This window comes from Pseudomonas monsensis (genome assembly GCF_014268495.2).
Classification (GTDB): domain Bacteria; phylum Pseudomonadota; class Gammaproteobacteria; order Pseudomonadales; family Pseudomonadaceae; genus Aquipseudomonas; species Aquipseudomonas monsensis.
This window is the reverse complement of sequence record NZ_CP077087.1, coordinates 1483584-1508905: the sequence shown is the minus strand read 5'-3', so window position 1 is coordinate 1508905 and position 25322 is coordinate 1483584. Positions and strand designations below refer to the sequence as shown.

Sequence of the window (25322 nt, the reverse complement as noted above, 5' to 3'; positions counted from 1 at the left end):
ACCTTAGCCGGTATTTCGCAAACCGGCGGCAATCCCCGCCACAGACACCAGCAACGCCTGTTCCACCGGGCTGCCCTGCTCGACATTCTGCTGCCGCGAACGCGCCAGCAGTTCGGCCTGCAATAGATGCAGCGGGTCGAGGTAGGTGTTGCGCAGACGGATGAATTCGAGCGTATCAGGGCTATGTGCCAGCAGTTGCGACTGACCGGTCAGGCCGAGCACTACCGCACACGCCTGCGACAATAGGTCGCGTAACTGCGCGCCCAACGGCAGCAAGTCCGGCTCGACCAGACGCTGGTCGTAAGACAGCGCGATGTCCGCGTCAGCCTTGGCCAGGACCATTTCCAGCATGTCGATGCGCGTGCGGAAGAACGGCCACTGCTCGCGCATCTGCCCGAGCAATTGACCTTCACCGCGCTCCAGCGCCTTGCTCAGCGCCGACTCCCAGCCGAGCCACGCGGGCAACATCAATCGCGTCTGCGTCCAGCCGAAGATCCACGGAATCGCCCGCAGACTTTCGATGCCACCGGCACGGCGCTTGGCCGGACGACTGCCCAGCGGCAGACGCCCCAACTCCTGCTCCGGCGTGGACTGGCGGAAATACTCGACGAACTGCGGATTTTCCCGCACCACCGCACGGTAGGCACTGACCCCGTCCGCCGCCAACTCGTCCATCAGATGCCGCCACTCGGGCGTCGGTGGCGGTGGTGGCAACAGCGTTGCTTCGAGCACGGCAGCCAGATACAGATTGAGGTTCTGCTCGGCGATGTCCGGCAGGCCAAATTTGAAACGAATCATTTCCCCCTGCTCGGTAGTGCGAAAGCGCCCCGCCACCGATCCTGGCGGCTGCGAGAGAATCGCCGCGTGGGCCGGACCACCGCCTCGGCCGACAGTGCCGCCGCGACCGTGGAACAGCAGCAGTTCGACTTGCTGCTCCCGACAGATTTCTACCAGACGTTCCTGCGCCCGGTATTGCGCCCAAGCGGCAGCGGTGGTGCCGGCGTCCTTGGCCGAGTCGGAGTAGCCGATCATCACTTCCTGCGGGCCCTGCAGGCGCGCGCGATAACCCGGCAGCAGCAACAGACGCTCCATCACCGGGCCGGCGTTGTCGAGGTCTGCGAGGGTTTCGAACAACGGCACGACACGCATTGGTCGCAGCACACCGGCTTCTTTAAGCAGCAGTTGCACCGCCAGCACATCGGATGCAGCCCCGGCCATCGAGATCACGTAGGACCCCAGTGACGCGCCTGGTGCGGCGGCGATTTCCTTACAGGTATTGAGCACTTCCGCCGTATCGGCGGAGGGTTTGAAATGCGCCGGCAGCAACGGACGACGGTTGCTCAGCTCCCGTGTCAGGAAGCCGATGCGCTGCTCTTCGTCCCAGTCTTCGTAGCGCCCCAGGCCCAGATAATCGGTAATTTCGGTCATCGCCGAGCTATGGCGCGACGAGTCCTGACGCACATCGAGGCGCACCAGAAACAGGCCGAAGGTCACTGCGCGGCGCAGGCAATCGAGCAGCGGGCCATCGGCAATCACGCCCATGCCGCATTCGTGCAGCGAGTTGAAACACAACTCCAGCGGATCGAGCAGATCGCGGTTGTTGTGCAGTACGTCGGCGGGGGCCGGGGTCGGCGCGGTCAGCGAGGCCTGCGCCCAGTTGCGGGTGGCGCGCAGGCGTTCGCGCAATTGCTTGAGCACTGCGCGATAAGGTTCGGCGCTGTCGCCGGCCCGGGCTTTCAATGCATCACTGGCCTGCTGCATCGACAACTCGGCCGCCAGATGATCGACATCGCGCAGGTACAGATCGGCGGCCATCCAGCGCGCCAGCAATAACACTTCACGGGTCACGGCCGCAGTGACGTTGGGGTTGCCGTCACGGTCGCCGCCCATCCACGAGGCAAAGCGTATCGGCGCAGCTTCCAGCGGCAGACGCAGGCCCGTCGCTTCATGCAACGCCTTGTCGGCCTTGCGCATATGGTTGGGGATCGCCTGCCACAGCGAATGCTCGATCACCGCGAAACCCCACTTGGCCTCGTCCACTGGCGTCGGCCGCGTACGGCGGATTTCTTCGGTGTGCCAGGCTTCGGCGATCAGCCGTTGCAAGGTAGTGTGGATCTGCTCGCGCTCGGCGCTGGTCAGGTCGCGATGATCCTGAGCGGCCAGTTGCGCGGCAATCGCGTCGTACTTCTGAATCAACGTGCGCCGCGCCACTTCGGTCGGGTGCGCGGTCAGCACCAGTTCGATTTCCAGGCGCGCCAGTTGCCGGGCCAGGGATTCGGCGCTGTGCCCTTCGTTGCGCAGGCGCGCCAGCAGTTCCGGCAGCACACGGGATTCGAATGGCGCCGGCTGCGACTCCTCGCGACGATGGATCAACTGATACTGCTCGGCGATGTTCGCCAGATTGAGGAACTGGTTGAACGCCCGCGCCACCGGGAGCAATTCGTCTTCGCTCAATTGATTGAGGCTGGCGCTGAGCTCGGCGTCCATCGAGCCACGCCGGTCGGCCTTGGCGCCCTTGCGAATCTGCTCGATCTTGTCGAGAAACGCCTCGCCGTACTGGTCTCGAATGGTGTTGCCCAACAACTCGCCGAGCAGGTGAACATCTTCGCGCAAGCGTGCATCAATATCGGTCATCAGCAGTTCTCCAGCGGTAATCCGGGCGGCCTAGAAACGAGTGCATGACCTAGAGAGTGCCGCTCTGCGACGCTTCTTACAAGCAGGCCGACGAAGGGACTTTAAACCTTGTGACCGAAAGCTAGTCTCAACAGTAAGCCGTACAACGGCTTGCCACCGGCCACGCCGGACACTCACCCAGACCTGCCACGAGCAGGTGCGAAATGAGGTCATCATGAAAATCCGTGAGCTCGCCCAGCATTGGGAAGAAACCGCCAAAGGTCGCCTGACCGACACCGGCTACGCGATTCATCTGGACGTTGAGGCCGCTGCGCGTCTGGCAGCGATTACCGAGATGTACCCCAAACGTCATGTCGAAGAACTGCTTGGCGAACTGATCGGCGCGGCGCTTGAAGAGTTTGAAGCGAGCCTGCCCTATGTGAAAGGTTCGACAGTGGTGGCGACCGATGAGGAAGGTGATCCGCTGTACGAGGATGTCGGGCCTACACCGCGTTTTCTGGCCCTTTCGCGCCGTCATTTGCATGACCTCTCGGCGGCTGCCGGCAAGCAGAAACACTGACACCCGATTGCGTTAAACCTGTGGGAGCTGGCTTGCCAGCGATGGCGTCCGTTCAGTCACCGACGTGTTGAATCTGACGGCCCCATCGCTGGCAAGCCAGCTCCCACAGGACCGCATTTTCCCTCAAGAATCATGTTGTTTTCCCCCGCGCGTACCACTCTCCTCGGCCAAAGTTCCCGCCCCAGAGCCTTGTCCATTCGGTCAAAAATTTTTTTGGCGATAGGCCATCTTTTCTGAACTTTTGAAAAATGCCTCCGGTCGGAACGAGTAACCACGCCTGGAACGAGCGTTTCAAAAACGCGCTTTCATACGACGCTTTAGGCTCCTCGACCAGGATGGATTTTCGGTTTTATCAGGAGTTAAACAATGGAGTTGAAGACCATGAAGACCCAAACCTCGTTCTCTCACCTGCGCGGTCTGAAACTGGCTGCTCTGGCCATCGGCACCAGCTTCGTGCTGGCCGGTTGCGCCGGTAACCCGCCGACCGAGCAGTACGCCGTGACCCAGTCGGCAGTCAACAGCGCCGTCAGCGCCGGTGGTACCGAATTCGCCGCCGTCGAGATGAAGCAGGCGCAGGACAAACTCAAACAAGCTGAAATCGCCATGCACGACAAGAAGTATGACGAAGCTCGCACCCTCTCCGAGCAGGCCGAATGGGACGCTCGCGTAGCGGAACGCAAGGCTCAGGCAGCGAAAGCCGAACAGGCACTGAAGGATTCCCAGAAAGGTGTTCAGGAACTGCGTCAGGAAAGTCAGCGCACCGTGCAGTAAGCGCGCATCCCGAATCGCAAAGCTGAAACTTTTAACGATAGAAAGGACGACAAATTATGCGTAAGCAACTGATGATCCCCGCTCTCCTGGCTGCAAGCGTTGCCCTGGCTGCCTGCTCCACCCCGCCTAACCCGAACCTGGAACAGGCGCGCACCAACTACGCCGGCCTGCAAGCCAACCCACAAGCCAGCAAAGTCGCAGCCCTGGAAACCAAAGACGCCAGCGATTACCTGGACAAGGCCGACAAGGCTTACCTGGACAAAGAAAACGCGGCCAAGGTTGACCAGCTGGCCTACCTGACCAACCAGCGTGTGGAAGTGGCCAAGCAGACCATCGCCCTGCGCACCGCTGAAAACAACCTGAAGAACGCCGCAGCCCAGCGTGCCCAGGCGCGTCTGGATGCTCGCGATCAGCAGATCAAACAGCTGCAGGACAGCCTCAACGCCAAGCAGACCGATCGCGGCACCCTGGTGACCTTCGGTGACGTGCTGTTCGCCACCAACAAGGCTGATCTGAAATCCAGCGGTCTGGTGAACATCAATAAACTGGCGCAGTTCCTCCAGGAAAACCCTGATCGCAAAGTGATCGTCGAGGGTTACACCGACAGCACCGGTGCGGCTTCTTACAACCAGTCGCTGTCCGAGCGTCGTGCGACCTCGGTACAAGTCGCGCTGATCAAGATGGGCGTAGATCCTTCGCGCATCGTGGTTCAGGGTTATGGCAAGGAATACCCGGTTGCCGATAACGGCAGCGTTTCCGGCCGTGCGATGAACCGTCGTGTGGAGGTGACTATCTCCAACGACAACCAGCCAGTGATGCCACGTTCGGCGGTCAGCTCGAACTAAGCGTCACGCGGTAACGCAAAAGCCCCGCCTGAGTGATCAGGCGGGGCTTTTTTGTGCAGGCTGAAATCGCGGCCCCTCACCCCAGCCCTCTCCCGAGGGAGAGGGAGCCGAAGGGGGGATGCCCAAGAAATACATCGACCTGAAAGTGCCTGGCCGAATCCATAATCGACACAATCCTTCAGGTCGGCGTCTAGCGAAAGACAATTCGGTCAGCCTCAGGGTGAGGGCTGAACCTGCAGAATCACTGTTCCAGCTTCTGCGGAGTCTCCTCCCCCATGCAGCGCACGGCTTTTTTCTGCGCGTTGATCAACACACCGGTCAGGCCTTTCTGCTCGGTGTCGAACAGCACCAGCACCCCGTCAATGCACTGCGCGACTTGCGGCGCCGGGTCCAGCGAGACTTTGTAGTCCTCGCCGGGCACGGTCTTGAGCATGGTGAATTCGTTGAGCAGCAACGCATCCTCAGGCTTGGCGAAGTGCAGGTAGCCGTAGTACCACAGCGCCCCGACGGTGCCGAGGATGCTGCAGATACCGGTGATGATCAGCGGGATGGCGTTACGTTCTTCAGTCATTGCGGACTCTCATCTTCAGAATTCGGAGGTGGCGGATAATTCGGGATTTCGCCGAGACGGCGCAGGCCATTGAAGTGTTCGGGATCTTCCAGATAGCGCAGCATCACCTGGCGCCAGACCGGGTCGCCGAAGGTCTGCACGTGGCCGCCACGGGTCAGCTGCAGCACCCTCGGAGGCGGTGCCGCCTGATACAGACGGATGCCATTGGCAAGCGGTACCAGCGGGTCGTCGATGCTGTGAAAGATCAGTTTCGGCACGCCCTTGAGCTGCGGCATCGAATTGATTGCACTGTCGCCGTCCGGCACCAGCCACGACAGCGGCACCTGGAACGGCCAGGTCAGCCACGAGGTACTGAGGGCGTACTGGCCAACGCTGCGATAGCTGGCGGGTACACCGTCGAGGACGAAGGCCTTGAGTTGTTTCTGCCGCTCCGGGTGCTGCACCAGCCAATGCACGGCCATCGAACCACCGAGACTTTGCCCCAGCAGAATCAGCGGTTTGCCTTTGACCTCTGGCGCCTGGTCGAGCCAGGCGAATGCGGCGTCGATGTCCTGATAGATCGCCGGCAGGCTCGGCTCGCCCTCGGACAAACCGTAACCGCGATAGTCCACCAGCAACACTTGATAGCCGTTTTTCGGCAACCACCAACTGCCACCCAGGTGCATCGGCAAATTGCCGCCATTGCCGTGCAGGTGCAGGACTGTGCCTTTGACCTCGACACCGGGTTTGGCCGGCAGCCACCAGGCATTCAGCTTGAGGCCGTCGGCGGTGGTCAGGGTAACGGTGCGGTATTCGAGCTTGGCTTTTTCCGGGGTAAAGATCTGGCCGGGCTCGGGGTAGAACAACAGCGAACTGCAACCGCCGAGGGTCAGGAGCAGGCAAAAGATGCCGAGGATTCTCATCCGGTGAAACCTCGCAACAGAAGTTGGCAATACGATCCAGAGAAAAACAAATAACCCTGTGGGAGCTGGCTTGCCAGCTGCCACAGGATTTGCATGTTGGCTCAGAGGATATTGGAGTAATCCGCCTCGATCCGGTCCAGGCTCAAGTGATTGAGGAAGTTGGAGAAACACATCCACGCCGACAACGCGTTCAGATCGCGGAACTGCTCCGGCAGATACTTCGGCGGCACCACCAGTCCTTCATCCACCAGCTGACGCAGGGTACGCATGTCCTCCAGCGTGGTCTTGCCGCAGAACAACAGCGGAATCTGCTCGAGCTTGCCTTTACGCACGGCCAACTGAATGTAGTTGTAAACCATGATAAAGCCCTTGAGGTAGGACAAGTCTTTGGTAAATGGCAGACCAGTCGGTGTCGAACCACGGAAAACGCGACTGGCGTTGCCGTAACTTTCTGCCATTTCAAAGCCCTGCTCGCGGAAGAACTCGAACACCTGCAGGAAATCCGCGCCCTCCTCGACCATATGAATGGCGCGGGTGCGGTTGGTCAGTTTGCGCAGGCGACTCGGGTAGGAGGCGAACGTGATGATCTCCATCAAAATCGCCAGGCCTTCCTGGGTCACCGTCGACGACGGTGGGCCTTTGGACAGGAAAGTGCAGATCGGCTGGTTCAAGCCATTGAGCGTGGTGCCGACGTGCACCAGGCCTTCGTGGACTTCCAGTGCGCGCACATCGCGATCGTTGAACAGCGCGTCGGTGCGGATCTTGATGTAGTCGGCGCCTGCCGCCGCGTCAGCCACGATGCCGTCGGACTCGAACACGCGGATGGTTTCCTCGGCCTCGCCGAACACCTTGTTCAAACGGGTTTGCAGCAGGTGCACGGCATCCTTGGCGGTGAGGATCTTCGGCTCGTCCTTCAGGTCGCCACGGCCATCAATGTTGTTCAGGTAGTCGGACATCATCAGGCCGAGGTCGGCCAGGGTCGGGTCGCCGGCGTGAAACGCATCGGAGGCGGCGCCGTAGAGTTCCTGGGAGATCAGGCCGAAATCCTCGGTGCCGCGCGCTTCGAGCATGCGCACCACCATGCGGTATTCCTTGCACATACGGCGCATGATCTGCCCGACCGGGTTGAACTGACCGAGCTGACGGGTGATGTCACGCTCGATGTTCTGGAACTCCAGCTTGACCTTGCTCGAATCGAAGGACAGCGGTCGATTGAGGTAGTAGTCGCGATCCACCGCCGGCATTTCCTTGCCCTTGGCCTTGAGAAAGCCCTTGCGGATGTTTTCGTCCCACTTCACCGCATCGAGGACGCGGATCGGTGTCTGCGCCAGCACAATGCGATCGGACAGCGTGCGTATCGTCTGCTGGTAATCGTCCACCCGAAACTCCTGTAGAAAACTGAATTATTTGACGCGGGCCTGACGCTGATAGCGCGCGGCTTCGACGAACACATCGGAATTGGCCGGATCGTCGAGGTAAGCAAAGACCTTGTCCAGGTTGCTGTCGACCTGCACGCCGTCGCCATCGTCGGTCTGGAAGGCCTGACCGTCGAGGGCTTTCTGTTTGATCGCTTGATTGATCTGTTCGAGATCGAGGTTGTAGATCACCAGTTCGTGTTTATCGGTGAGCTCGAAACCGGCGATGGTGTAATGGCCGCCGTACTGCGCCGGGACTTTCGCCGACAGATACCAGCGGCTGCCGTGGCGCGAAACGGTGAACGGATAGGCTTCGCGTTCGCGGGGCTTGGCCTTGAAGTACGTGACAGCCTGATAGCGGTCCTTGCCCAGGCGCGTCAGTTCAAGGTTCATCGGTTCGCCCCAGGCATTGGTACTCGACCATTTGCCGAGCAGGCCCTTGGGCGCCGGGTCACTGGCGGTCAGCGGCTCCTTGAAGGTCACCAGACAGCCACTGAGCAGCAGGAACGACAAGGCGATCAGCACGCCACACCAGGCTTTCATTCAATACTCCCTATGAACATTCGCCACCCTCGAATACACCACTGAACCTGTGAGAGCGAGCTTGCTCGCGAAAGCGGTGGTACTGCCAACATTAATGTTGAATGTCAGTCCGTCTTCGCGAGCAAGCTCGCTCCCGCAGGGTCAGGTGTTTCCCCCAGAGGGTCAGACCGACGCGAGCACCAGGTGCATGTAGCGCGTCAGAATGCCGAGCATGTCCTGTTCGGCCAAAGGCTCGGCGTCGTTGAGCAGGCCCTGATATTCCATCCGTCCGATAATCGCCGTCAACACCTTGGCATCCTGCTGCGGTTCGCGCGAGCCCAGCACCTGGAACAACTGGCAGGTGCCCTGCAGCAAAATCTGCTGATGCGAACGCACCAGATCCGCCAGACGCGGGTTGAGCAGCGCCTCTTGGCGGAAGGCCTGCTCGGCCATCAGATGCTCGCGACGGTTGAGCAGTTGCCGGTGCACATAATCGGCCATCAGCCGCGCAATATTATCGGCCAGTTGCGAGCGTGACTCGGGGCTGCCGTCGCCGCTGACCACCATCTCGCGCAGCAGTCCTTCGTTGTTGATCCACAGCTTGGCCATGTACGCCGCACTGCGCTCGACATACTGGGCGAAGGTATCGGTGAGCAGGTCGTCGATATCCTTGAAGTAATAAGTGGTGGCCGACAGCGGCACACCAGCCTCGGCCGCCACCGCGCGATGGCGCACAGCCCGCACGCCGTCACGCACGACAATGCGCATCGCCGCGTCGAGAATGTCCTGGCGACGCTGCTCGCTGCCCTGTCGGCTGGCCTTGCGGCCCTGGTACTGAACACTTTCAGCGACCGCAGTGGCGATACCCGCTGCACCTTCTTGAGCAATTGCAACCATCACGACTGGACTTCCTCTGCTATTTCAAAAGTAACCAACTGATACATTTGTACCAGACAGGCAATAAAAAGCCGCCTGTTTTAGGCGGCTTTTCAACTGAAACGTTTACGCTTGCGGTCGCATGTGCGGGAACAGGATCACATCGCGGATCGACGGCGAGTTGGTCAGCAACATCACCAGACGGTCGATGCCGATGCCTTCACCGGCCGTTGGCGGCATGCCGTACTCCAGCGCACGCACGAAATCGGCGTCGTAGTGCATGGCTTCGTCGTCGCCGGCGTCCTTGTCGGCCACCTGCGCCATGAAGCGCTCGGCCTGGTCTTCCGCGTCGTTCAACTCGGAGTAGGCGTTGGCGATTTCACGGCCGCCGATGAACAGTTCGAAACGGTCGGTGACGTTCGGGTTCTCGTCGTTACGACGGGCCAGCGGCGACACTTCGAACGGGTATTGAGTGATGAAGTGCGGCTGCTCCAGCTTGTGCTCGACCAGCTCTTCGAAAATCATCACCTGCAGCTTGCCCAGACCTTCGAAGCCCAGCACCTTGGCACCGGCTTTCTTGGCGATGGCGCGCGCCTTGTCGATGTCGTTCAGATCATCGGCGGTCAGCTCAGGGTTGTACTTGAGGATCGAGTCGAACACTGACAGACGGGCGAACGGCTCGCCGAAGTGGAACACCTTGTCGCCGTACGGCACGTCGGTGCTGCCCAGTACCAGCTGCGCCAGTTCACGGAACAGTTCTTCGGTCAGGTCCATGTTGTCTTCGTAGTCGGCGTAAGCCTGGTAGAACTCCAACATGGTGAATTCAGGGTTGTGACGCGTCGAAACGCCTTCGTTACGGAAGTTGCGGTTGATCTCGAACACTTTCTCGAAACCGCCAACCACCAGACGCTTGAGGTACAGCTCAGGCGCGATACGCAGGAACATTTCCATGTCCAGCGCGTTGTGGTGGGTTTCGAACGGCTTGGCCGCAGCGCCGCCCGGAATGGTCTGCAGCATCGGCGTTTCGACTTCGAGGAAGTCGCGCTTCATCAGGAAGCTGCGGATGTGCGCGATCACTTGCGAACGCACGCGGAACGTCTGGCGCACGTCTTCGTTGACGATCAGGTCAACGTAACGCTGACGGTAGCGCTGTTCGGTGTCGGTCAGGCCGTGGTGCTTGTCCGGCAGCGGGCGCAGCGACTTGGTCAGCAGGCGCACGTTGGTCATTTCCACGTACAGGTCGCCCTTGCCGGAACGCGCCAGGGTGCCTTCGGCGGCAATGATGTCGCCCATGTCCCAGGTTTTCACGGCGGCCAGGGTGTCTTCGGACAGGGTCTTACGGTTGACGTAGACCTGGATGCGACCGGTCATGTCCTGGATCACCATGAACGAGCCACGGTTGAGCATGATGCGACCGGCAACCTTGACCGGAATTGCAGCCTCGGCCAGCTCTTCCTTGGTCTTGTCCGCGTACTTCTTCTGCAGATCTTCGCAGTAGTTTTCGCGGCGGAAGTCGTTCGGGAAGGCATTGCCCTTGGCGCGCTCGGCAGCCAGCTTTTCCTTGCGCAGGGCGATCAGGGAGTTTTCTTCCTGTTGCAGGGCTTGCGGGTCGAGTTGTTGGTCGCTCATGTCTTTAGATATTCCATCAGGTTCGTTGCCCCCGGGCCTGGCGGCCCGGAGATCGCCAGCTGGGCTGGCTCCTACAGGGATCGGGTTGAATCAGCCGATGCTGTATTGCGTCTTTTACAGCCCTGATTTCAGGCTGGCTTCCAGGTATTCGTCGATGTCGCCGTCGAGCACCTTGTCACAGTCGCTGCGTTCGATGTTGGTGCGCAGGTCCTTGATCCGCGACGCGTCAAGCACGTAGGAGCGGATCTGGTGACCCCAGCCGATGTCGGACTTGGTGTCTTCCAGGGCCTGGGATGCGGCGTTGCGCTTCTGCATTTCCTGCTCGTACAACTTGGCCCGCAGCATTTTCATGGCGGTGTCCTTGTTGGCGTGCTGGGAACGTTCGTTCTGGCAGCTGACCACGGTGTTGGTCGGTACGTGGGTGATACGTACGGCCGAGTCGGTGGTGTTTACGTGCTGACCACCGGCACCGGAGGAACGATAGGTGTCGATCCGCAGGTCTGCCGGGTTGATCTCGATTTCCACCTTGTCGTCGATCTCTGGCGAGACGAACACCGCGGAGAACGAGGTGTGGCGACGGTTGCCGGAGTCGAACGGGCTCTTGCGCACCAGACGGTGGACGCCGATCTCGGTACGCAGCCAGCCAAAGGCGTATTCACCCTTGATGTGCACGGTCGCACCTTTGATACCGGCGACTTCACCGGCCGACAGTTCCATGATGGTCGCGTCGAAACCGCGTTTGTCAGCCCAGCGCAGGTACATGCGCAGCAGGATGTTGGCCCAGTCCTGGGCTTCGGTGCCGCCGGAACCGGCCTGGATGTCCAGGTAGGCGTTGTTCGGGTCCATCTCGTGGCTGAACATGCGGCGGAATTCCAGCTTGGCCAGATTCTCCTCGAGACGGGCCAGTTCGGCGACGACATCGCCCACTGCACCTTCGTCGTTTTCTTCGACAGCCATGTCCAGCAGGTCGCGGCAATCGGCCAGACCGCCGTTCAGTTCGTCGAGGGTGTCGACGATCTGCGCCAGCGCGGCGCGCTCGCGGCCCAGTTCCTGGGCGTATTCAGGTTTGTTCCAGACACTCGGATCTTCAAGCTCGCGATTGACCTCGGTCAGACGCTCATGCTTTTGATCGTAGTCAAAGATACCCCCGAATAGTTTCGGAGCGCTCGGACAGGTCCTTGATGGTGTTCAGGATCGGGTTGATTTCCATGACGGGCAGCACTCGTTGGCGAACTTTTGAAAGCCGGCGAGTATAACGTAATCACGCTGTCACGGCAGCCCGTCTGGCGGGTGTGGGGGGGTGAATGGCTTGAGATTTCTGCCTGAGTGGAGATTGCCAACCCTCACCCTAGCCCTCTCCCAGAGGGAGAGGGAACCGATTGGGGGATATTGGGGAGGTACGCCGACTTGAAATGGCTTTGCCGAATCCGGAATCGCCGAGGTCTTCCTGGTTGATGCAGGGCCAAGGACACCTCGGTCGGCCCCCTCTCCCTCCGGGAGAGGGCTGGGGTGAGGGTCAGCCGTTACTCGATACCAACCTGATTACGCCCGCTGTTCTTCGCCAGATACAACCCACGATCTGCCGCCGAAATCAGCAACCGGCAATCGCTCCCCGCCTGCGGCACCATCGTCGCCAAACCAATACTGATCGTCAGGCTCGCCCCTTCCGCCGGAGTGTTGTGCGGAATTTTCAGTGCCGCCACGGTCTGGCGCAGTTTCTCCGCCACCAGCCGCGCGCCGCCCGGCGAGGTGTTCGGCAGCACCAGCGCGAACTCCTCACCGCCATAACGCGCCGGCAGGTCCGACGGCCGGGCGCTGGCGTCGCGGATCGCCGTGGCGACCTTGCGCAAGGCCTCGTCACCCTCGACATGGCCGAAGGTGTCGTTGTAGGACTTGAAGTAATCGACATCAATCATCAGCAACGACAGCTGACTCTGATCACGCAGCGAACGGCGCCATTCCAGCTCCAGGTATTCGTCGAAATGCCGGCGGTTGGACAGCCCGGTCAAGCCATCGGAGTTCATCAGCCGCTGCAGCACCAGGTTGGTGTCGAGCAACTGTTGCTGGCTGACCCGCAACGCACGGTAGGCCGCATCCCGTTGCAACAGGGTCATGTAGGAGCGCGAGTGATATCGGATGCGCGCCACCAGTTCGATGGTGTCCGGCAGCTTCACCAGATAATCGTTGGCGCCGGCGGAAAACGCCGCGCTCTTGATAAGCGGGTCTTCCTTGGTCGACAGGACGATGATCGGAATGTCCTTGGTCGCCGGGTGATTGCGGTATTCGCGCACCAGGCTCAGGCCATCGAGGCCGGGCATCACCAGATCCTGGAGGATCACCGTCGGTTTGATCCGCACGGCCTGGGCAATGGCCTGATGCGGGTCGGAACAGAAGTGGAAGTCGATGTTCTCTTCGTTCGACAGCCCACGGCGCACGGCCTCGCCGATCATCGCCTGATCGTCCACCAACAACACCATGGCGGCGTTTTCGTCGGTTTTAATGTCGTCGATCTGTAAGTCACTCATGGGCGGTCACCTGTGTACTGCGGGAGCCAGGATTGCGGATAAATCTGTTCATGTGGGGAAAATCTCCAGCAATCGTGGCGCTATCTTTTCCAGTGGACGGATTTCCACAGCGGCATCAATAGCCGCAGCGGCCTTGGGCATGCCGTACACCGCACTGCTTTGCTGGTCCTGCGCAATGGTCAAATAACCCTGCTGGCGCATGAGCTTAAGCCCTTGCGCCCCGTCGCGTCCCATCCCGGTCAATAAAACCCCGACGGCGTCGCCGTTCCAGTAACTGGCGACGCTCTCGAAAAACACGTCGATCGACGGCCGATAAATCTCGTTGACCGGCTCGGCGGTGTAGGCCAGCGTACCGTTTTTCAATAAACGAATATGGTGATTGGTGCCGGCCAGCAGCACCGCGCCGGCCTGCGGCGGCTCGCCTTCGCGGGCCAGGCGCACGTCGAGGCCGCTGGCGCTGGCCAGCCATTCGGCCATGCCGGCAGCGAACACTTGGTCCACGTGCTGAACCAGCACGATGGCCGCCGAGAAATCGCGCGGCAGGCCCTTGAGCAGCACCTCGAGCGCCGCCGGCCCGCCCGCCGACGAACCGATCGCCACCAGCCGCTGGCGCGAAGCCGAACTGCGCGGGGGAGTCGGCGCCGGACGCGAGCGCGGGGTTTTCTCGCCGATCAGCCAGCCGATATTGAGGATTTTGCGCAACAGCGGCGCGGCGGCTTCCTGGGCATTGCCGGCACCGAGAGCCGGGGTATCGACCACATCCAGCGCGCCGTAGCCCATGGCTTCGAAAACCCGGTGCACATTCTGCTGGCGGTCGACCGTGACAATCACGATGGCGCACGGGGTTTCCGCCATGATCCGCCGAGTGGCTTCGACACCATCCATGATCGGCATGATCAGGTCCATCAGGATCAGGTCCGGAGTGTTTTGCGCGCACAGTTGCACCGCCTCGGCACCGTTTCTGGCGACCCAGACCACCTGATGTGCCGGCTCGAAGGCCAGCGCCCGGCGCAGCGCTTCCACCGCCATCGGCATGTCGTTGACGATTGCGATCTTCATGCCCGCGCGCCTCCGATCAGCTCGACCACTGCATCGAGCAGAGCGTCGTCATGAAAACTGGCTTTGGCTAAATAATAGTCCGCCCCGGCGTCCAGTCCACGGCGTCGGTCTTCTTCACGATCCTTGTACGACACCACCATCACCGGCAGCGATTGCAGGCGGTTGTCGCGGCGCAACAGGGTGACCAGTTCAATGCCGTCCATGCGTGGCATGTCGATGTCGGTGATCAGCAAATCGAAGTCCTCCGAACGCAGCGCGTTCCAGCCGTCCATACCGTCCACCGCGACGGCCACGTCGTAGCCGCGATTGAGCAGCAGTTTGCGTTGCAGTTCGCGCACGGTCAGCGAGTCGTCCACCACCAGCACCCGCTTGCGCGCAGCTTCCGCCGCCTGATTGCCGTGGCGGGCAATGCGTTCCAGGCGTCCGGTGTTGAGCAGCTTGTCCACCGAGCGCAGCATGTCCTCGACATCGACGATCAACACCACCGAACCGTCGTCGAGCAAGGCCCCGGCGGAGATGTCCTGGACTTTGCCCAGACGCTCGTCGAGGGGCAACACCACCAGGGTGCGTTCGCCAATGAAGCGTTCGACCGCGACGCCGTAAATCGCATCGCGCTCTCGGATCACCACGACTTTAAGGGTTTCGCCGCTGTTCTGGCTGGCCGGGCGGTTAAGCAATTGACTGGCGGCGACCAGCCCGACGTGCCGGCCTTCGTGCCAGAAATGCTGACGCCCTTCGACCTGCACAATGTCGTCCGGCACCAGGTCGCACATGCGTTCAATGTGCGCCAGTGGAAAGGCGTACGCTTCGTCGCCGACTTCCACCACCAGGCTGCGCACCACCGACAGCGTCAGCGGCACTTCCAGATGAAAGCGACTGCCCTCGCCCGCCGTTTGCTCCAGCACCACCGCTCCGCGTAACTGGCGGACCATGTGCTGCACCGCGTCGAGGCCGACGCCCCGCCCGGAGACTTCGGTGACCGTGTCGCGCAGGCTGAAACCGGGCAGGAACAGGAAGGTCAGCAACTCTTCTTCACTCAACTGCGCCGCAGTTTCTGCTGGCGACAACTGCCGTTCGACGATGCTGCGGCGAACCTTTTCCAGATCGACGCCATTGCCGTCATCGCTCAATTCCAGCACCAGCAGACCGGCCTGATGGGAAGCGCGCAGGCGGATCAGGCCTTCTTCGGGTTTGCCCTTGAGCAGGCGCTGCTCCGGGGTTTCGATGCCGTGATCGACGGCGTTGCGCAGCAAATGGGTCAGCGGCGCTTCGAGTTTTTCCAACACATCGCGGTCGACCTGGGTTTTCTCGCCCTCGATTTCCAGCCGCACCTGTTTGCCGAGGCTGCGCCCCAGGTCGCGGACCATGCGCACCTGACCGGTGAGCACGTCGGCAAACGGCCGCATGCGGCAGGCCAGCGCGGTGTCGTAGAGCACCTGCGCACGCTGACTGGCTTGCCAGGCGAACTCGTCGAGTTCGGCGTTTTTCTCGCTCAGCAGTTGCTGGGATTCGGCGAGCAGGCGTCGCGCATCTTCCAGGGCTTCCAGCGCTTCAAGACTCAGCGCGTGTTCCTTTAAATGCACGTTGAGGTTTTCCAGCGCGCGCAGACCATTGTTCTGCATGCGCTTGAGGCGTTGCATGATCGCCAGATGCGGTTTGAGGCGCTGGGTTTCCACCAGGGATTTGCTCGACAGATCGAGCAGGCTGTTCAGGCGCTCGGCGGTGACCCGCAGTACCCGCTCGCCGCCTTCGGTGGTGCGCTTGTTCTTGCGCGGCGCGGGTTCAGCGGGCTCGAGCGGAACCTCGGGAGCGGGCGCAGGCACCGGCGGCGCTTCAAGTTGCAACTCGGCCATCGGCGCAGCGGCAAACGTTGCCGGTGCAGCCGAGGGGTCGGCGAGGCTCGCCATCAGCGCCACGTAGGTTTCGATATCGGTGGGTTGCGGAGCATTGGCCGGGGTGGCAATACGCATCAACAGATCGGTGCCCTGCAACAGCGCGTCGATGTGCTCCGGGCGCAGCAGCAAGCGCCCTTCTTGCGCGCTGACCAGGCAATCTTCCATCACATGCGCGACGCTGACACCGCTGTCGATGCCGACAATCCGCGCCGCCCCTTTCAGCGAGTGCGCCGCACGCATGCACGATTCGAGTTGATCGGCCTGGGTCGGGTTGCGTTCCAGCGCCAGCAGCCCGGCACTGAGGACCTGGGTCTGGGCTTCGGCTTCGAGGCTGAACAGCTCCAGCAAGGAAGCGTCGCGCATTTGCTCGGGGGTCATGTGAGGCTCCGGGTCACGGCGGACAGCAGCTGTTCTTCATCCAGCCAACGCAGGCTGCGCCCGCGAAATTGCAGCACGCCACGTGTGTATCTGGCATTGGCTTGCGCAGCGGATTGCGAAGCGGCGTCGAGGATCCGCTCATCAATGGCATGAATGCCGTCGACCTCGTCCACCGGCACCACAACGGGCCCGCCGTGGGCGGCGATGATCAGCATGCGCGGCATGATCCGCGCGCCATTGGCCGGTGCGGCGTTGCCATCCAGATCGAGCAATTCGACCAGCGACAGGCACGCCACCAGCGCGCCGCGCACGTTGGCCACACCCAGCAAGGCCCGCGAACGCTGATGCGGCAACGAGTGAATCGCCTGCAACGGCGCGACCTCCACCAGACTGCGAGTCGCCAGACCCAACCATTCTTCGCCGATACGGAACATCAGCAACGAACGGGTTTTCAGTTCGGCTTCGACGGTGGTCGCCACCGGGTCGCGTTCGTCCTGCTGCAACGCATAACGGTCGAGCAGGCGCGTGGCGGCGGCGGAATACACCGAACAATTGCGGCAGTGAATGTGTTCGGCCAGCAACGGGCAGGACTTGTCGCCGTGGATACCGATGCGGTTCCAGCAATCGTCGATGGCCCGGGCGTCTTCGTGGGTGACGTTCAAGGTGTCGGACGGGATCATCGTTTACGCTCACTGTCGGCGGTGCGGCCGCTGCGCGCGGCGCGCTCCTGCAATCGTCTGGCGCCGGCGCTGTCGCCCTGGGCCTGGAGTAACGCGGCCAGGTGCATCAACGCTTCAGGGTGTTGCGGTTCGAGGTACAAGGCCTTGCGGTAATAACTCTGGGCTTCGAGTGCAGAGCCGGAAACATCGCTGAGCAGGCCGAGCCAATAGAACACCTGCGCCACCGGTTCGTGACTGCGCAGGAACTGCTCGCATGCCGCACGGGCTTCGGCACTCTTGCCTTCGTTGGCCAGCGCAGCGATGTTGGCGAGCAAGGTCGCCGCGTCCGGGTTGGCGCTTTTGCTGCTGACCGGCAACGGTGCAACGCTGGCAAACGGACGCGGGCGCACTGGCGGTGGTGGCGGACTGCGCAAAGGTTGACGCACGGGTAATGGCGTCGGGGTCGGTAATGACAGCAGTTCCGGTGCCGGATCATTGTGTCGACTGAAGGCAAACGACTGCGGAATGCCGATCGAGCGCATGCCCAGGCGCCCGAGCAGACTGCCTTCGGCCGGACCGATGAACAGCACGCCATCGACGTGAGTCAGACGCTTGAGTACGGCGAAAACCTGCTGCTGGGTCGGCTGATCGAAATAGATCAGCAGGTTGCGGCAGAACACAAAGTCGAACGGCGGCTCGCTGGCCAGCAGTGTCGGATCCAGCACATTGCCCGCCTGCAGGCGCACCTGTTCGCGCACGGCATCGCTGACCCGATGGCCGTCCTGCTCGGCCGTGAAATGACGCTCGCGAAAGTCCAGATCCTGACCACGAAACGAGTTCTTGCCGTACAGCGCGCGCCGCGCCTTGTCCACCGACAGCGGGCTGACATCCATGCCGTCGACCTTGAACTGATGGGGTTTGAGGCCGGCATCGAGCAAGGCCATGGCAATCGAATAGGGCTCCTCGCCGGTCGAGCACGGCAGGCTGAGGATGCGCAGCGCGCGCATGTTGTTCAATTCGTCCAGACGCTTGCGCGCCAGCTTGCCGAGTGTGGCGAAGGATTCCGGATAACGGAAAAACCAGGTTTCGGGGACGATCACCGCCTCGATCAATGCCTGCTGTTCGTCACGCGAACCTTGCAGCAGTTGCCAGTATTCATCGCTGTGCGCCGCTTGCGAGAGCGTGGTGCGCTGGCGCACCGCGCGCTCGATGATCGCCGGCCCGACCGAGGTGACATCCAGACCGATGCGTTCCTTGAGGAAATCGAAAAACCGCTGGTCGCTGCTCATGACTGCGCCTCAAGCGGCGCCGGAAACAGCAGGCTACGCACCGCGTCATCCAGCAAGTCGTTGACCCGCACCCACTGCACCAGCCCCTGGGCATCTTCGCGCACCGGGCCGAGGTACGGCGCCTGACGATTGTCCAGGCCATACGGCTGAAAATCTTCAGGGTTGCAGCGCAGCGTGTCGGTCGCCTGCTCAAGGATCAGCCCCAGCCAGCGCGGCGGTTGCAGTGCATCCGGGCGGTAATGCACCAGCACCAGCCGCGTACTGGTGCGCGCCTCGGCGGGATGGCCGAAGGTCAGTGCACTGAGGTCGATCGCCGGCACCACTGCACCCCGATAGGCAAACACCCCGGCAACCCAGTTCGGCGCCTGGGCAATCGGCTTCAACGGCAGGAGCGGCAGCACTTCCGCCACCTCGGTGGCGCGCAAGGCGTAGCGTTCGTTGCCGATCCGAAACAGCAGGAACAACGCCCGTTTCGCCACCGGCGCAGCGCCGCGTTTGGCGGTGATTTCGCTCATCAGACTTTGAATCGCGAAACGCCGCTGCGCAGCCCGACGGCCACCTGGCTCAGTTCGTCGATGGCGAAACTGGCCTGACGCAGCGATTCAACGGTCTGGCTGCTGGCGTCGCCCAACTGCACCAGCGCGTGGTTGATCTGTTCGGCCCCGGTGGCCTGGGCCTGCATGCCCTCGTTGACCATCAATACGCGCGGTGCCAGCGCCTGCACTTGATGGATGATCTGCGACAGTTGTTCGCCGACCTGCTGCACTTCGGCCATGCCGCGGCGCACTTCCTCGGAGAACTTGTCCATGCCCATCACCCCGGCGGACACCGCCGACTGGATCTCGCGGACCATTTGCTCGATATCGTAGGTGGCGACGGCGGTCTGATCCGCCAGACGCCGCACTTCGGTGGCGACCACGGCGAAACCGCGACCGTATTCGCCAGCCTTCTCCGCCTCGATCGCCGCGTTGAGCGACAACAGGTTGGTCTGGTCGGCAACTTTGACGATGGTCACCACCACCTGATTGATGTTGCCGGCCTTCTCATTGAGGATCGCCAGTTTGGCGTTGACCAGATCGGCCGCGCCCATCACCGAGTGCATGGTGTCTTCCATGCGCGCCAGGCCTTGCTGGCCGGAACCGGCAAGCACCGAGGCCTGATCGGCAGCGGTGGACACTTCGGTCATGGTGCGCACCAGGTCCCGCGAGGTGGCGGCGATCTCACGGGAGGTCGCGCCGATTTCGGTGGTGGTGGCCGCGGTTTCGGTGGCGGTGGCCTGCTGTTGCTTGGAGGTGGCGGCAATCTCGGTCACCGAGGTGGTCACCTGCACCGATGAACGCTGGGCCTGAGACACCAGCGCGGTCAGCTCGGTCATCATGTCGTTGAAGCCGGTTTCCACTGCGCCGAATTCGTCCTTGCGCTCAAGGTTGAGGCGGCTGCTCAAGTCGCCGGTGCGCATGATGTCCAGGATCTGCACAATGCGGTTCATCGGGGCCATGATCGCGCGCATCAGCAGCAGGCCACAGGCACCGGCTGCCAGGACGGCGACCAGCAGCGAGACAAACATACTGACCTTGGCCGCGGCCACCGCTTCATCAATGTTGGCCATGGCCTGATCAGCGACTTTCTTGTTCTCACCAATGATGTCATTGAGTTTCATGCGGCCGGTGTACCACGCAGGGGTCAGCTTCTCGCTGAACAGCTTGACCGCCTCGACTTCCAGATTGCGTTTGTGCAAATCAAGCACTTGATCCTGGATCTGCATGTAAGCGTCGTGATCTTTTTCGAATGCCGCGAACTCGATACGGTCCTCGTCGGTGGTGATGGTGCTGCGATAGCTGGCCATCTGCTCTTGCAGGCGATTCTCGAACGCCTTGTAGTCGGCCACGTCTTCGCTACTGATGCCCTGCCCTTCCTTGAGGCCCAGCAGTTCCTGAGTCTGCAGGTAACTGTCGACCCACGCACCGCGAATCATCGAGCTGTAATAGACGCCAGGAATCGCATCGTCCCGTACGCTGCTTTCACTGGCCTCGATCTTCAGCAAGCGTGAATACGAGACGACGACCATCAGCAGCATGATGGCGATAATCACCGCAAAGCTCGCCAAAATGCGTTGGCGCAACGTCCAGTTCTTCACAGTGATTCCTCGTGCCTAAGTCGAAATGCGGGGAGTATAGCCGAGGGCGGTGTTTCATTTATAAGACGCTTTTCAACCCTCGGGCCCCACCGACAGGGTTTGGCGGGCGGCTCTGGAATGGGACTGTCCGCCAATCTGGGGCTGGCGTGCCAGTGGGGTAATGGCAAAAAGGGGCGACGGATCGGCCATAGCGGGTGTTGCGCGGCCGAAAACGTAATCGCATGTTGAGGCTGTAAACAAAAACCGAGGCCCACTTTTACCGGGAATTGCAGTTTGTCTCAGGCCTGCGCTCTTTGCCTGAAGCTTCCCTGCAATCTCGCATTGATCGCTCTTGCCATGCCGATACTTGGCCTTTCCAGCAAGGCATAACTGAAACTGGCCAGCACCAGCGTCGCTACCAGGTAGCTCAGAAAAACCCCCACATTGAATTGGGCTCGCATGTCTGTCGCGTACGCCGCCCACTCCAGAAAAAATGGGTGTATCAGGTACACCGAATAACTGATCGTGCCCAGAAACGTCAGGCTCTTGAGGGTTCTGCGCAGGTACAAGGTCACGACAAGCGCAGAGGCCATACCGATCAAGTAGCTGATCAGATAAGTGAACGGATTTTCCTTATACCCATGGTCGGTGGTGTAAGCCAGCAGGCATATAGGCACAAGCAAAACCACAAACAATGCCAGCCAGACAGCGACCAATCGGCGAACGTGTGAGTCCGCCACGCCAAGGCTGACGTCGCGCCACAGACTGCCAAAAAACATGATCGACAGACACAACGGCAGCGCTACGGGGATCTTTTTGGCCAGATAGAATCTGCCGATCGCAAAGATCAGCGCCACGGCCAGCAGGCCGATTGCCACGCCGAATCGCACCCAGGCTTTGCCCAGAAGTCCCACGCTGAATAACGCCGCGCAGGCCACGTAGAAAAACATCTCGATGATCAGCGTCCAGTAAACGCCGAACAGATCCGGTGTTTTCAGAACAGCCTGGAACATCGTCATGTTGATCAACACAGTCGACAGCGATACAGGCGTCGATAAAAACCAGTCCAAACTCGCAACCGCCAGTGCAATGGAAAACCAGTACGCCGGGTACAACCTGAAAAACCGGGAAACGGCAAAAGTCGCCAGCGCGTGCCGCCCCTCCTTCAGGCTATAGGGAATGACCATCCCGCTGAGCAAGAAGAAGATCACCACGCCCACTTGCCCCAGGTTCACCCAGGTGAAAAAAAACGTGTCCTTGAGCGGGGTTCTTTCAATGAAGTGTGCGACCACCACCAACATTGCAGCGATGCCCCTTAAGGCATCCAGATGCGTCAGTCGACACCGTGGGCTTCCTGCCCCGTTATCAGCGAAAGTTAATGTATTCAATCAACTTGAACTCCCGCTTCGAGTGCTGATGCCTTCGCTCTGCTGATCGCACTCCTGCGCGTCAACCGTGCATCGAGGTGCGCATTGATCTGCCGCCCCAATCCGATCGAGCGTTTCTCTATCAGAAAATAACAAAGCGATGAGAGGACAAGCGTGCCCAGGCAATAAAGAACAAAGACGGGAAGATTGAAACCGTTTTGCAAATTAACTTTCGAGTCAGCCAACTCCAGAAAAAACGGATGAGTCAAGTAGACCGAATAACTGATCGCCCCGAGAAAGGCGAGCATCCGGTTTTCCAGCTTCAATACCGTGGTAGTTAACATGAAGAACAGCAGCGCAGCCCAATAACTGCCGATAAAATTCCAGGCACTTTCTCGCAGCCCTTGATCAACATCGTAGGCCAACAGTGCAATGATCGGAAAGGCGATAACGAATACAGCAATCCAGATGAAACTGTAGCGTTCTGCCTTGGGATCCCGATCAATCTGAAAGTTACGCCACAATCCCCCAAACAACATCAACGACAGCGATGACAAGATTCCGACGGGGGCCGGGAGCGCATAATAATAGCGACCTGCTGCCCCCACCAGCGAGAGCATCAGCAACGCTATCGCCAACCAGAAGCGTGCTTTGAGATGCCCCAGCAACCCGACCAGGCTCAGTGCAATACACAGTCCATAAAAGACCAACTCGACAAATAAAGTCCAATACACGCCAAACAAGTTGGAGTATCCGATCATCGTTTGAAGCATGGTGACATTCGCCAGCACTCTCGCCCGATCAAGTTCGCCCGAAACAAAAAAAGCAATGGCAACACAGGCCAGCACTATTGAAAGCCAATAGGCAGGGTACAGCCTGAAAAATCTTGAAAGTATGAAACGCCTGGTTTTTCCCGGACCGTCCTTGAAACTGAACGGGATCACGAAACCACTGACCATGAAAAAAACCACCACGCCGAACTGACCGGGACGGAAGTAATCGAAAATCGCCCAATTGAACAGCGGTGTTCTTTCAATATAGTGAGAAATGACCACCGCCAATGCTGCCAGAGCTCTGACAGAATCGAGGTAAGTCAAACGATGGGGGCTGACCATTTTGCTTGAAGATTCCTTCTTCAGTGGATGTTGCTCCGTTGAGCGAGTTTCCCGAACTGGTATTCGGAAGAACCCCAAAAAAGCGACGGACGTTTATCCGAGGACTCACTTCATGGCCTCGGTTTTCTGCTTTCTGGTTTTTAGTGCAGGACGCCAACGGATGCCTGGGGTCAACCCTGCGATGAGGATCACAAAGGCTGAGCCAACAAGCCCCCGTTCGCGAAGGTCAATGACTGGTCGGCATTGACCTTAACGCGATGAAACCTGAAAGGTTACTGGGTCGCTTGTCGCACCTGCTTTTCAAGCTCGGTTTTCAACCCCGGTTCAAGTTTGAGTTGGCGCGCCAATTCATCGAGATAGGATTTCTCCATGAAGTTTTCCTCGTCCACCAGCATCACGCTGGCGATGTACATTTCAGCGGCCATTTCCGGCGTGCTGGCAGCGCGAGCGACATCCGTCGGGTCGAGGGGTTTGTTGAGCTCGGCGTGCAGCCAGTGCTGCAGTTCCTGGTCGTTGTCGAGCTTGGTGAATTCACCTTCGATCAGTTGGCGTTCACGATCGTCGATGTGGCCGTCGGCCTTGGCGGCGGCAACCAAGGCTTTGAGGATGGCCTGACTGTGTTGCTCGGCTTGCGCCGCAGGGAGGCGATCGAGGGTCTGCGGCTCACGTTGCGGGGTCAGGCCTTTCTGCGCGTTCCAGTTGCCGTAGGCTTTGTAGGCGAGCACACCCAACGCAGCGAGACCACCGTAAACCGCGACTTTGCCACCGACCTTGCGGGCCTTTTTGCTACCGATCAACAAGCCCATGGCACCCGCCGCCAAGGCACCACCGCCCGCGCCGGAGAGCAAGCCACCGAGGCCGCCGGAGCCTGAAGAACCGCCAAGCAAACCGCCCAGACCGCCGGCAGCCGATTTGTTCTGCGCCGCGCCGGCCTTGTTCTGCAACAGATCCTGGCCAGACTTGAGCAATTGATCGAGTAATCCACGGGTGTTCATGTTCCGCCTCCAAACAGGGGTTATCCGGATCTACAAGGCCCTCAGCCTAGATCGAAAGTGCCTCCGCCCGGCGTTCGAGTGTGCTTCCAGATGTTGCTCAACGCCTCTGTGGCGAGGGAACTTGTTCCCGCTGGGCGGCGAAGCAGCCCCACTCTGCATCTAAAAAACAGATATACACTCAGGCCAATCTATAAAAACCGCCCACTGGGTACCCTTCTCATGATGACCCTGCGTCAGATCCGTCACTTCATCGCCGTGGCCGAAACGGGCTCGATCTCCGCCGCTGCGCAAACCGCGTTCATTTCCCAATCGACCCTGACGCTAGCGATCCAGCAACTGGAGGAGGAAATCGGTGTCAGCCTGTTCAGCCGGCACGCCAAGGGCATGACCCTTACACATCAAGGTCATCAATTCCTGCGCCAGGCGCACCTGATTCTGGCCACCGTGGATAACGCCAAGCGCAGCCTGCAACAGAGCACCGATCAGGTCGCCGGACAGTTGATCGTCGGTGTGACCAGTCTGGTCGCCGGTTATTACCTGGCGGATTTGCTCACCCGTTTCCAACGTGCCTATCCCAACGTGGAGATTCGGGTAATGGAAGATGAACGCCCCTACATCGAGCATTTGCTGGTCAGCGGCGAGATAGATGTCGGCGTGCTGATCCTCTCCAACCTTGAAGACCGCCATGCCTTGCAGACGGAAGTGCTGACTCATTCACCGCATCGTTTGTGGCTACCGGCCCAGCATCCGCTGCTGGAACACGACAGCATCAACCTCGCCGACGTCGCCGGCGAGCCGCTGATTCAGCTCAACGTCGACGAGATGGATCGCAATGCCCAGCGTCTATGGCGTGGCGCCGGGCTGCAACCCAAGATCACCCTGAGAACCGCGTCCACCGAGGCCGTGCGGAGCCTGGTCGCCGCCGGTTTGGGTGTGTCGATTCAGCCGGACATGACCTATCGCCCATGGTCACTGGAGGGCGACATCATCGAAGCGCGACCAATCGCCGACCTTAACCAGACCCTTGACGTCGGGCTGGCCTGGCGTCGCGGCACCGCGCGGCCGGCACTGGTAGACCCCTTCCTCACCGTCGCCCGCGAACAACCCCACGGTGGACGCAAGCCATCTATTTAATCGAATGCCACCTTCAGTATTTAGAATTTGTCGACCTCGGAGCCGCGCACTAGTCTTGCTGCATCT

The 25322-nt window shown here is 60.4% G+C and carries 22 protein-coding genes; 4 read left to right on the top strand and 18 right to left on the bottom strand.

Annotated features, from left to right (window positions below; all coding sequences use genetic code 11):
- Positions 1-3 precede the first annotated feature (3 nt).
- Positions 4-2634, bottom strand: coding sequence for a phosphoenolpyruvate carboxylase (gene ppc / locus HV782_RS06425; RefSeq protein WP_186745089.1), 2631 nt, complete (start codon positions 2632-2634; stop codon positions 4-6).
- Between the two features lie 214 nt (positions 2635-2848).
- On the opposite strand from ppc, the gene HV782_RS06420 reads away from it, so the two are divergent.
- The 3 genes from HV782_RS06420 to lptF all read left to right on the top strand — a co-directional run bounded on the left by HV782_RS06420 (position 2849) and on the right by lptF (position 4809).
- Positions 2849-3193, top strand: a complete 345-nt coding sequence (locus HV782_RS06420; protein ID WP_186745087.1) for a pilin assembly protein — start codon at positions 2849-2851, stop codon at positions 3191-3193.
- Between the two features lie 366 nt (positions 3194-3559).
- On the top strand, positions 3560-3964 hold the full coding sequence (locus HV782_RS06415) for a DUF4398 domain-containing protein (protein ID WP_025112229.1): 405 nt from the start codon (positions 3560-3562) through the stop codon (positions 3962-3964).
- Positions 3965-4020: 56 nt separating this feature from the next.
- The gene (lptF, locus tag HV782_RS06410; RefSeq protein WP_085712811.1) at positions 4021-4809 is read left to right on the top strand and encodes a lipotoxin F family OmpA-related lipoprotein LptF; all 789 of its coding nucleotides are present in this window, start codon (positions 4021-4023) and stop codon (positions 4807-4809) included.
- A gap of 241 nt (positions 4810-5050) precedes the next feature.
- Here the strand turns inward: lptF and HV782_RS06405 are convergent, their stop codons facing one another.
- From HV782_RS06405 to HV782_RS06325, 17 genes are all read right to left on the bottom strand, one after another.
- Positions 5051-5380: a PA3694 family proteiin gene (locus tag HV782_RS06405; RefSeq protein WP_034154859.1), complete on the bottom strand. Its 330-nt coding sequence runs from the start codon at positions 5378-5380 to the stop codon at positions 5051-5053.
- Positions 5377-6282 (bottom strand): alpha/beta hydrolase, encoded by a 906-nt coding sequence (locus tag HV782_RS06400; protein WP_123465024.1) that lies wholly within the window; start codon positions 6280-6282, stop codon positions 5377-5379. Before HV782_RS06400 ends, HV782_RS06405 begins: the two co-directional genes overlap by 4 nt.
- A 101-nt stretch (positions 6283-6383) precedes the next feature.
- Positions 6384-7661 (bottom strand): flavohemoglobin expression-modulating QEGLA motif protein, encoded by a 1278-nt coding sequence (locus HV782_RS06395; RefSeq protein WP_123465022.1) that lies wholly within the window; start codon positions 7659-7661, stop codon positions 6384-6386.
- Positions 7662-7685: 24 nt separating this feature from the next.
- Entirely contained in the window at positions 7686-8240 is a 555-nt protein-coding gene (locus tag HV782_RS06390) for a hypothetical protein (RefSeq protein ID WP_186745085.1), read from the bottom strand.
- A gap of 162 nt (positions 8241-8402) precedes the next feature.
- Positions 8403-9116 (bottom strand): TetR/AcrR family transcriptional regulator, encoded by a 714-nt coding sequence (locus HV782_RS06385; protein ID WP_123465016.1) that lies wholly within the window; start codon positions 9114-9116, stop codon positions 8403-8405.
- A gap of 105 nt (positions 9117-9221) precedes the next feature.
- Positions 9222-10724, bottom strand: a complete 1503-nt coding sequence (lysS, locus tag HV782_RS06380; protein ID WP_003222049.1) for a lysine--tRNA ligase — start codon at positions 10722-10724, stop codon at positions 9222-9224.
- A 114-nt stretch (positions 10725-10838) separates the two neighbouring features.
- Positions 10839-11934 (bottom strand): peptide chain release factor 2 gene (prfB, locus tag HV782_RS06375; protein ID WP_099758102.1). Its coding sequence is split into 2 segments (ribosomal slippage): positions 10839-11861 and positions 11863-11934, totalling 1095 coding nucleotides; the frame shifts between segments, so codons are not numbered across the junction.
- 313 nt (positions 11935-12247) lie between these two features.
- Positions 12248-13249, bottom strand: coding sequence for a response regulator (locus HV782_RS06370; protein WP_123465014.1), 1002 nt, complete (start codon positions 13247-13249; stop codon positions 12248-12250).
- Positions 13250-13297: 48 nt separating this feature from the next.
- A complete protein-coding gene (locus HV782_RS06365) occupies positions 13298-14308 on the bottom strand; it encodes a chemotaxis response regulator protein-glutamate methylesterase (protein ID WP_123465012.1) in 1011 nt (336 codons plus the stop codon).
- Positions 14305-16581, bottom strand: a complete 2277-nt coding sequence (locus HV782_RS06360) for a hybrid sensor histidine kinase/response regulator (protein ID WP_186745083.1) — start codon at positions 16579-16581, stop codon at positions 14305-14307. Before HV782_RS06360 ends, HV782_RS06365 begins: the two co-directional genes overlap by 4 nt.
- Positions 16578-17261, bottom strand: coding sequence for a chemotaxis protein CheW (locus HV782_RS06355; protein WP_123465008.1), 684 nt, complete (start codon positions 17259-17261; stop codon positions 16578-16580). The genes HV782_RS06360 and HV782_RS06355 overlap by 4 nt, the downstream gene beginning before the upstream one ends.
- Positions 17258-18529, bottom strand: a complete 1272-nt coding sequence (locus tag HV782_RS06350) for a CheR family methyltransferase (RefSeq protein ID WP_186745081.1) — start codon at positions 18527-18529, stop codon at positions 17258-17260. The genes HV782_RS06355 and HV782_RS06350 overlap by 4 nt, the downstream gene beginning before the upstream one ends.
- Positions 18526-19044: a chemotaxis protein CheW gene (locus HV782_RS06345; protein WP_186745079.1), complete on the bottom strand. Its 519-nt coding sequence runs from the start codon at positions 19042-19044 to the stop codon at positions 18526-18528. The genes HV782_RS06350 and HV782_RS06345 overlap by 4 nt, the downstream gene beginning before the upstream one ends.
- On the bottom strand, positions 19044-20666 hold the full coding sequence (locus HV782_RS06340) for a methyl-accepting chemotaxis protein (RefSeq protein WP_186745076.1): 1623 nt from the start codon (positions 20664-20666) through the stop codon (positions 19044-19046). Before HV782_RS06340 ends, HV782_RS06345 begins: the two co-directional genes overlap by 1 nt.
- A 278-nt stretch (positions 20667-20944) precedes the next feature.
- Positions 20945-22033, bottom strand: coding sequence for an acyltransferase family protein (locus HV782_RS06335; protein ID WP_225931061.1), 1089 nt, complete (start codon positions 22031-22033; stop codon positions 20945-20947).
- Complete coding sequence (locus HV782_RS06330) at positions 22030-23127, bottom strand: acyltransferase family protein (RefSeq protein WP_186745072.1); 1098 nt, start codon at positions 23125-23127, stop codon at positions 22030-22032. Before HV782_RS06330 ends, HV782_RS06335 begins: the two co-directional genes overlap by 4 nt.
- A gap of 272 nt (positions 23128-23399) precedes the next feature.
- On the bottom strand, positions 23400-24122 hold the full coding sequence (locus HV782_RS06325) for a tellurite resistance TerB family protein (protein ID WP_123464997.1): 723 nt from the start codon (positions 24120-24122) through the stop codon (positions 23400-23402).
- Positions 24123-24341: 219 nt separating this feature from the next.
- On the opposite strand from HV782_RS06325, the gene HV782_RS06320 reads away from it, so the two are divergent.
- Positions 24342-25256, top strand: a complete 915-nt coding sequence (locus HV782_RS06320) for a LysR family transcriptional regulator (protein WP_123464995.1) — start codon at positions 24342-24344, stop codon at positions 25254-25256.
- Positions 25257-25322 lie beyond the last annotated feature (66 nt).

Excerpts from the sequence above, each read along its gene's own strand:
- ppc (WP_186745089.1), bottom strand. The coding sequence starts at position 2,634 with ATGACCGATATTGATGCACGCTTGCGCGAAGATGTTCACCTGCTCGGC.
- HV782_RS06420 (WP_186745087.1), top strand. The coding sequence starts at position 2,849 with ATGAAAATCCGTGAGCTCGCCCAGCATTGGGAAGAAACCGCCAAAGGT.
- HV782_RS06415 (WP_025112229.1), top strand. The coding sequence starts at position 3,560 with ATGGAGTTGAAGACCATGAAGACCCAAACCTCGTTCTCTCACCTGCGC.
- lptF (WP_085712811.1), top strand. The coding sequence starts at position 4,021 with ATGCGTAAGCAACTGATGATCCCCGCTCTCCTGGCTGCAAGCGTTGCC.
- HV782_RS06405 (WP_034154859.1), bottom strand. The coding sequence starts at position 5,380 with ATGACTGAAGAACGTAACGCCATCCCGCTGATCATCACCGGTATCTGC.
- HV782_RS06400 (WP_123465024.1), bottom strand. The coding sequence starts at position 6,282 with ATGAGAATCCTCGGCATCTTTTGCCTGCTCCTGACCCTCGGCGGTTGC.
- HV782_RS06390 (WP_186745085.1), bottom strand. The coding sequence starts at position 8,240 with ATGAAAGCCTGGTGTGGCGTGCTGATCGCCTTGTCGTTCCTGCTGCTC.
- HV782_RS06385 (WP_123465016.1), bottom strand. The coding sequence starts at position 9,116 with ATGGTTGCAATTGCTCAAGAAGGTGCAGCGGGTATCGCCACTGCGGTC.
- lysS (WP_003222049.1), bottom strand. The coding sequence starts at position 10,724 with ATGAGCGACCAACAACTCGACCCGCAAGCCCTGCAACAGGAAGAAAAC.
- HV782_RS06370 (WP_123465014.1), bottom strand. The coding sequence starts at position 13,249 with ATGAGTGACTTACAGATCGACGACATTAAAACCGACGAAAACGCCGCC.
- HV782_RS06365 (WP_123465012.1), bottom strand. The coding sequence starts at position 14,308 with ATGAAGATCGCAATCGTCAACGACATGCCGATGGCGGTGGAAGCGCTG.
- HV782_RS06360 (WP_186745083.1), bottom strand. The coding sequence starts at position 16,581 with ATGACCCCCGAGCAAATGCGCGACGCTTCCTTGCTGGAGCTGTTCAGC.
- HV782_RS06355 (WP_123465008.1), bottom strand. The coding sequence starts at position 17,261 with ATGATCCCGTCCGACACCTTGAACGTCACCCACGAAGACGCCCGGGCC.
- HV782_RS06350 (WP_186745081.1), bottom strand. The coding sequence starts at position 18,529 with ATGAGCAGCGACCAGCGGTTTTTCGATTTCCTCAAGGAACGCATCGGT.
- HV782_RS06345 (WP_186745079.1), bottom strand. The coding sequence starts at position 19,044 with ATGAGCGAAATCACCGCCAAACGCGGCGCTGCGCCGGTGGCGAAACGG.
- HV782_RS06330 (WP_186745072.1), bottom strand. The coding sequence starts at position 23,127 with ATGGTCAGCCCCCATCGTTTGACTTACCTCGATTCTGTCAGAGCTCTG.
- HV782_RS06325 (WP_123464997.1), bottom strand. The coding sequence starts at position 24,122 with ATGAACACCCGTGGATTACTCGATCAATTGCTCAAGTCTGGCCAGGAT.
- HV782_RS06320 (WP_123464995.1), top strand. The coding sequence starts at position 24,342 with ATGATGACCCTGCGTCAGATCCGTCACTTCATCGCCGTGGCCGAAACG.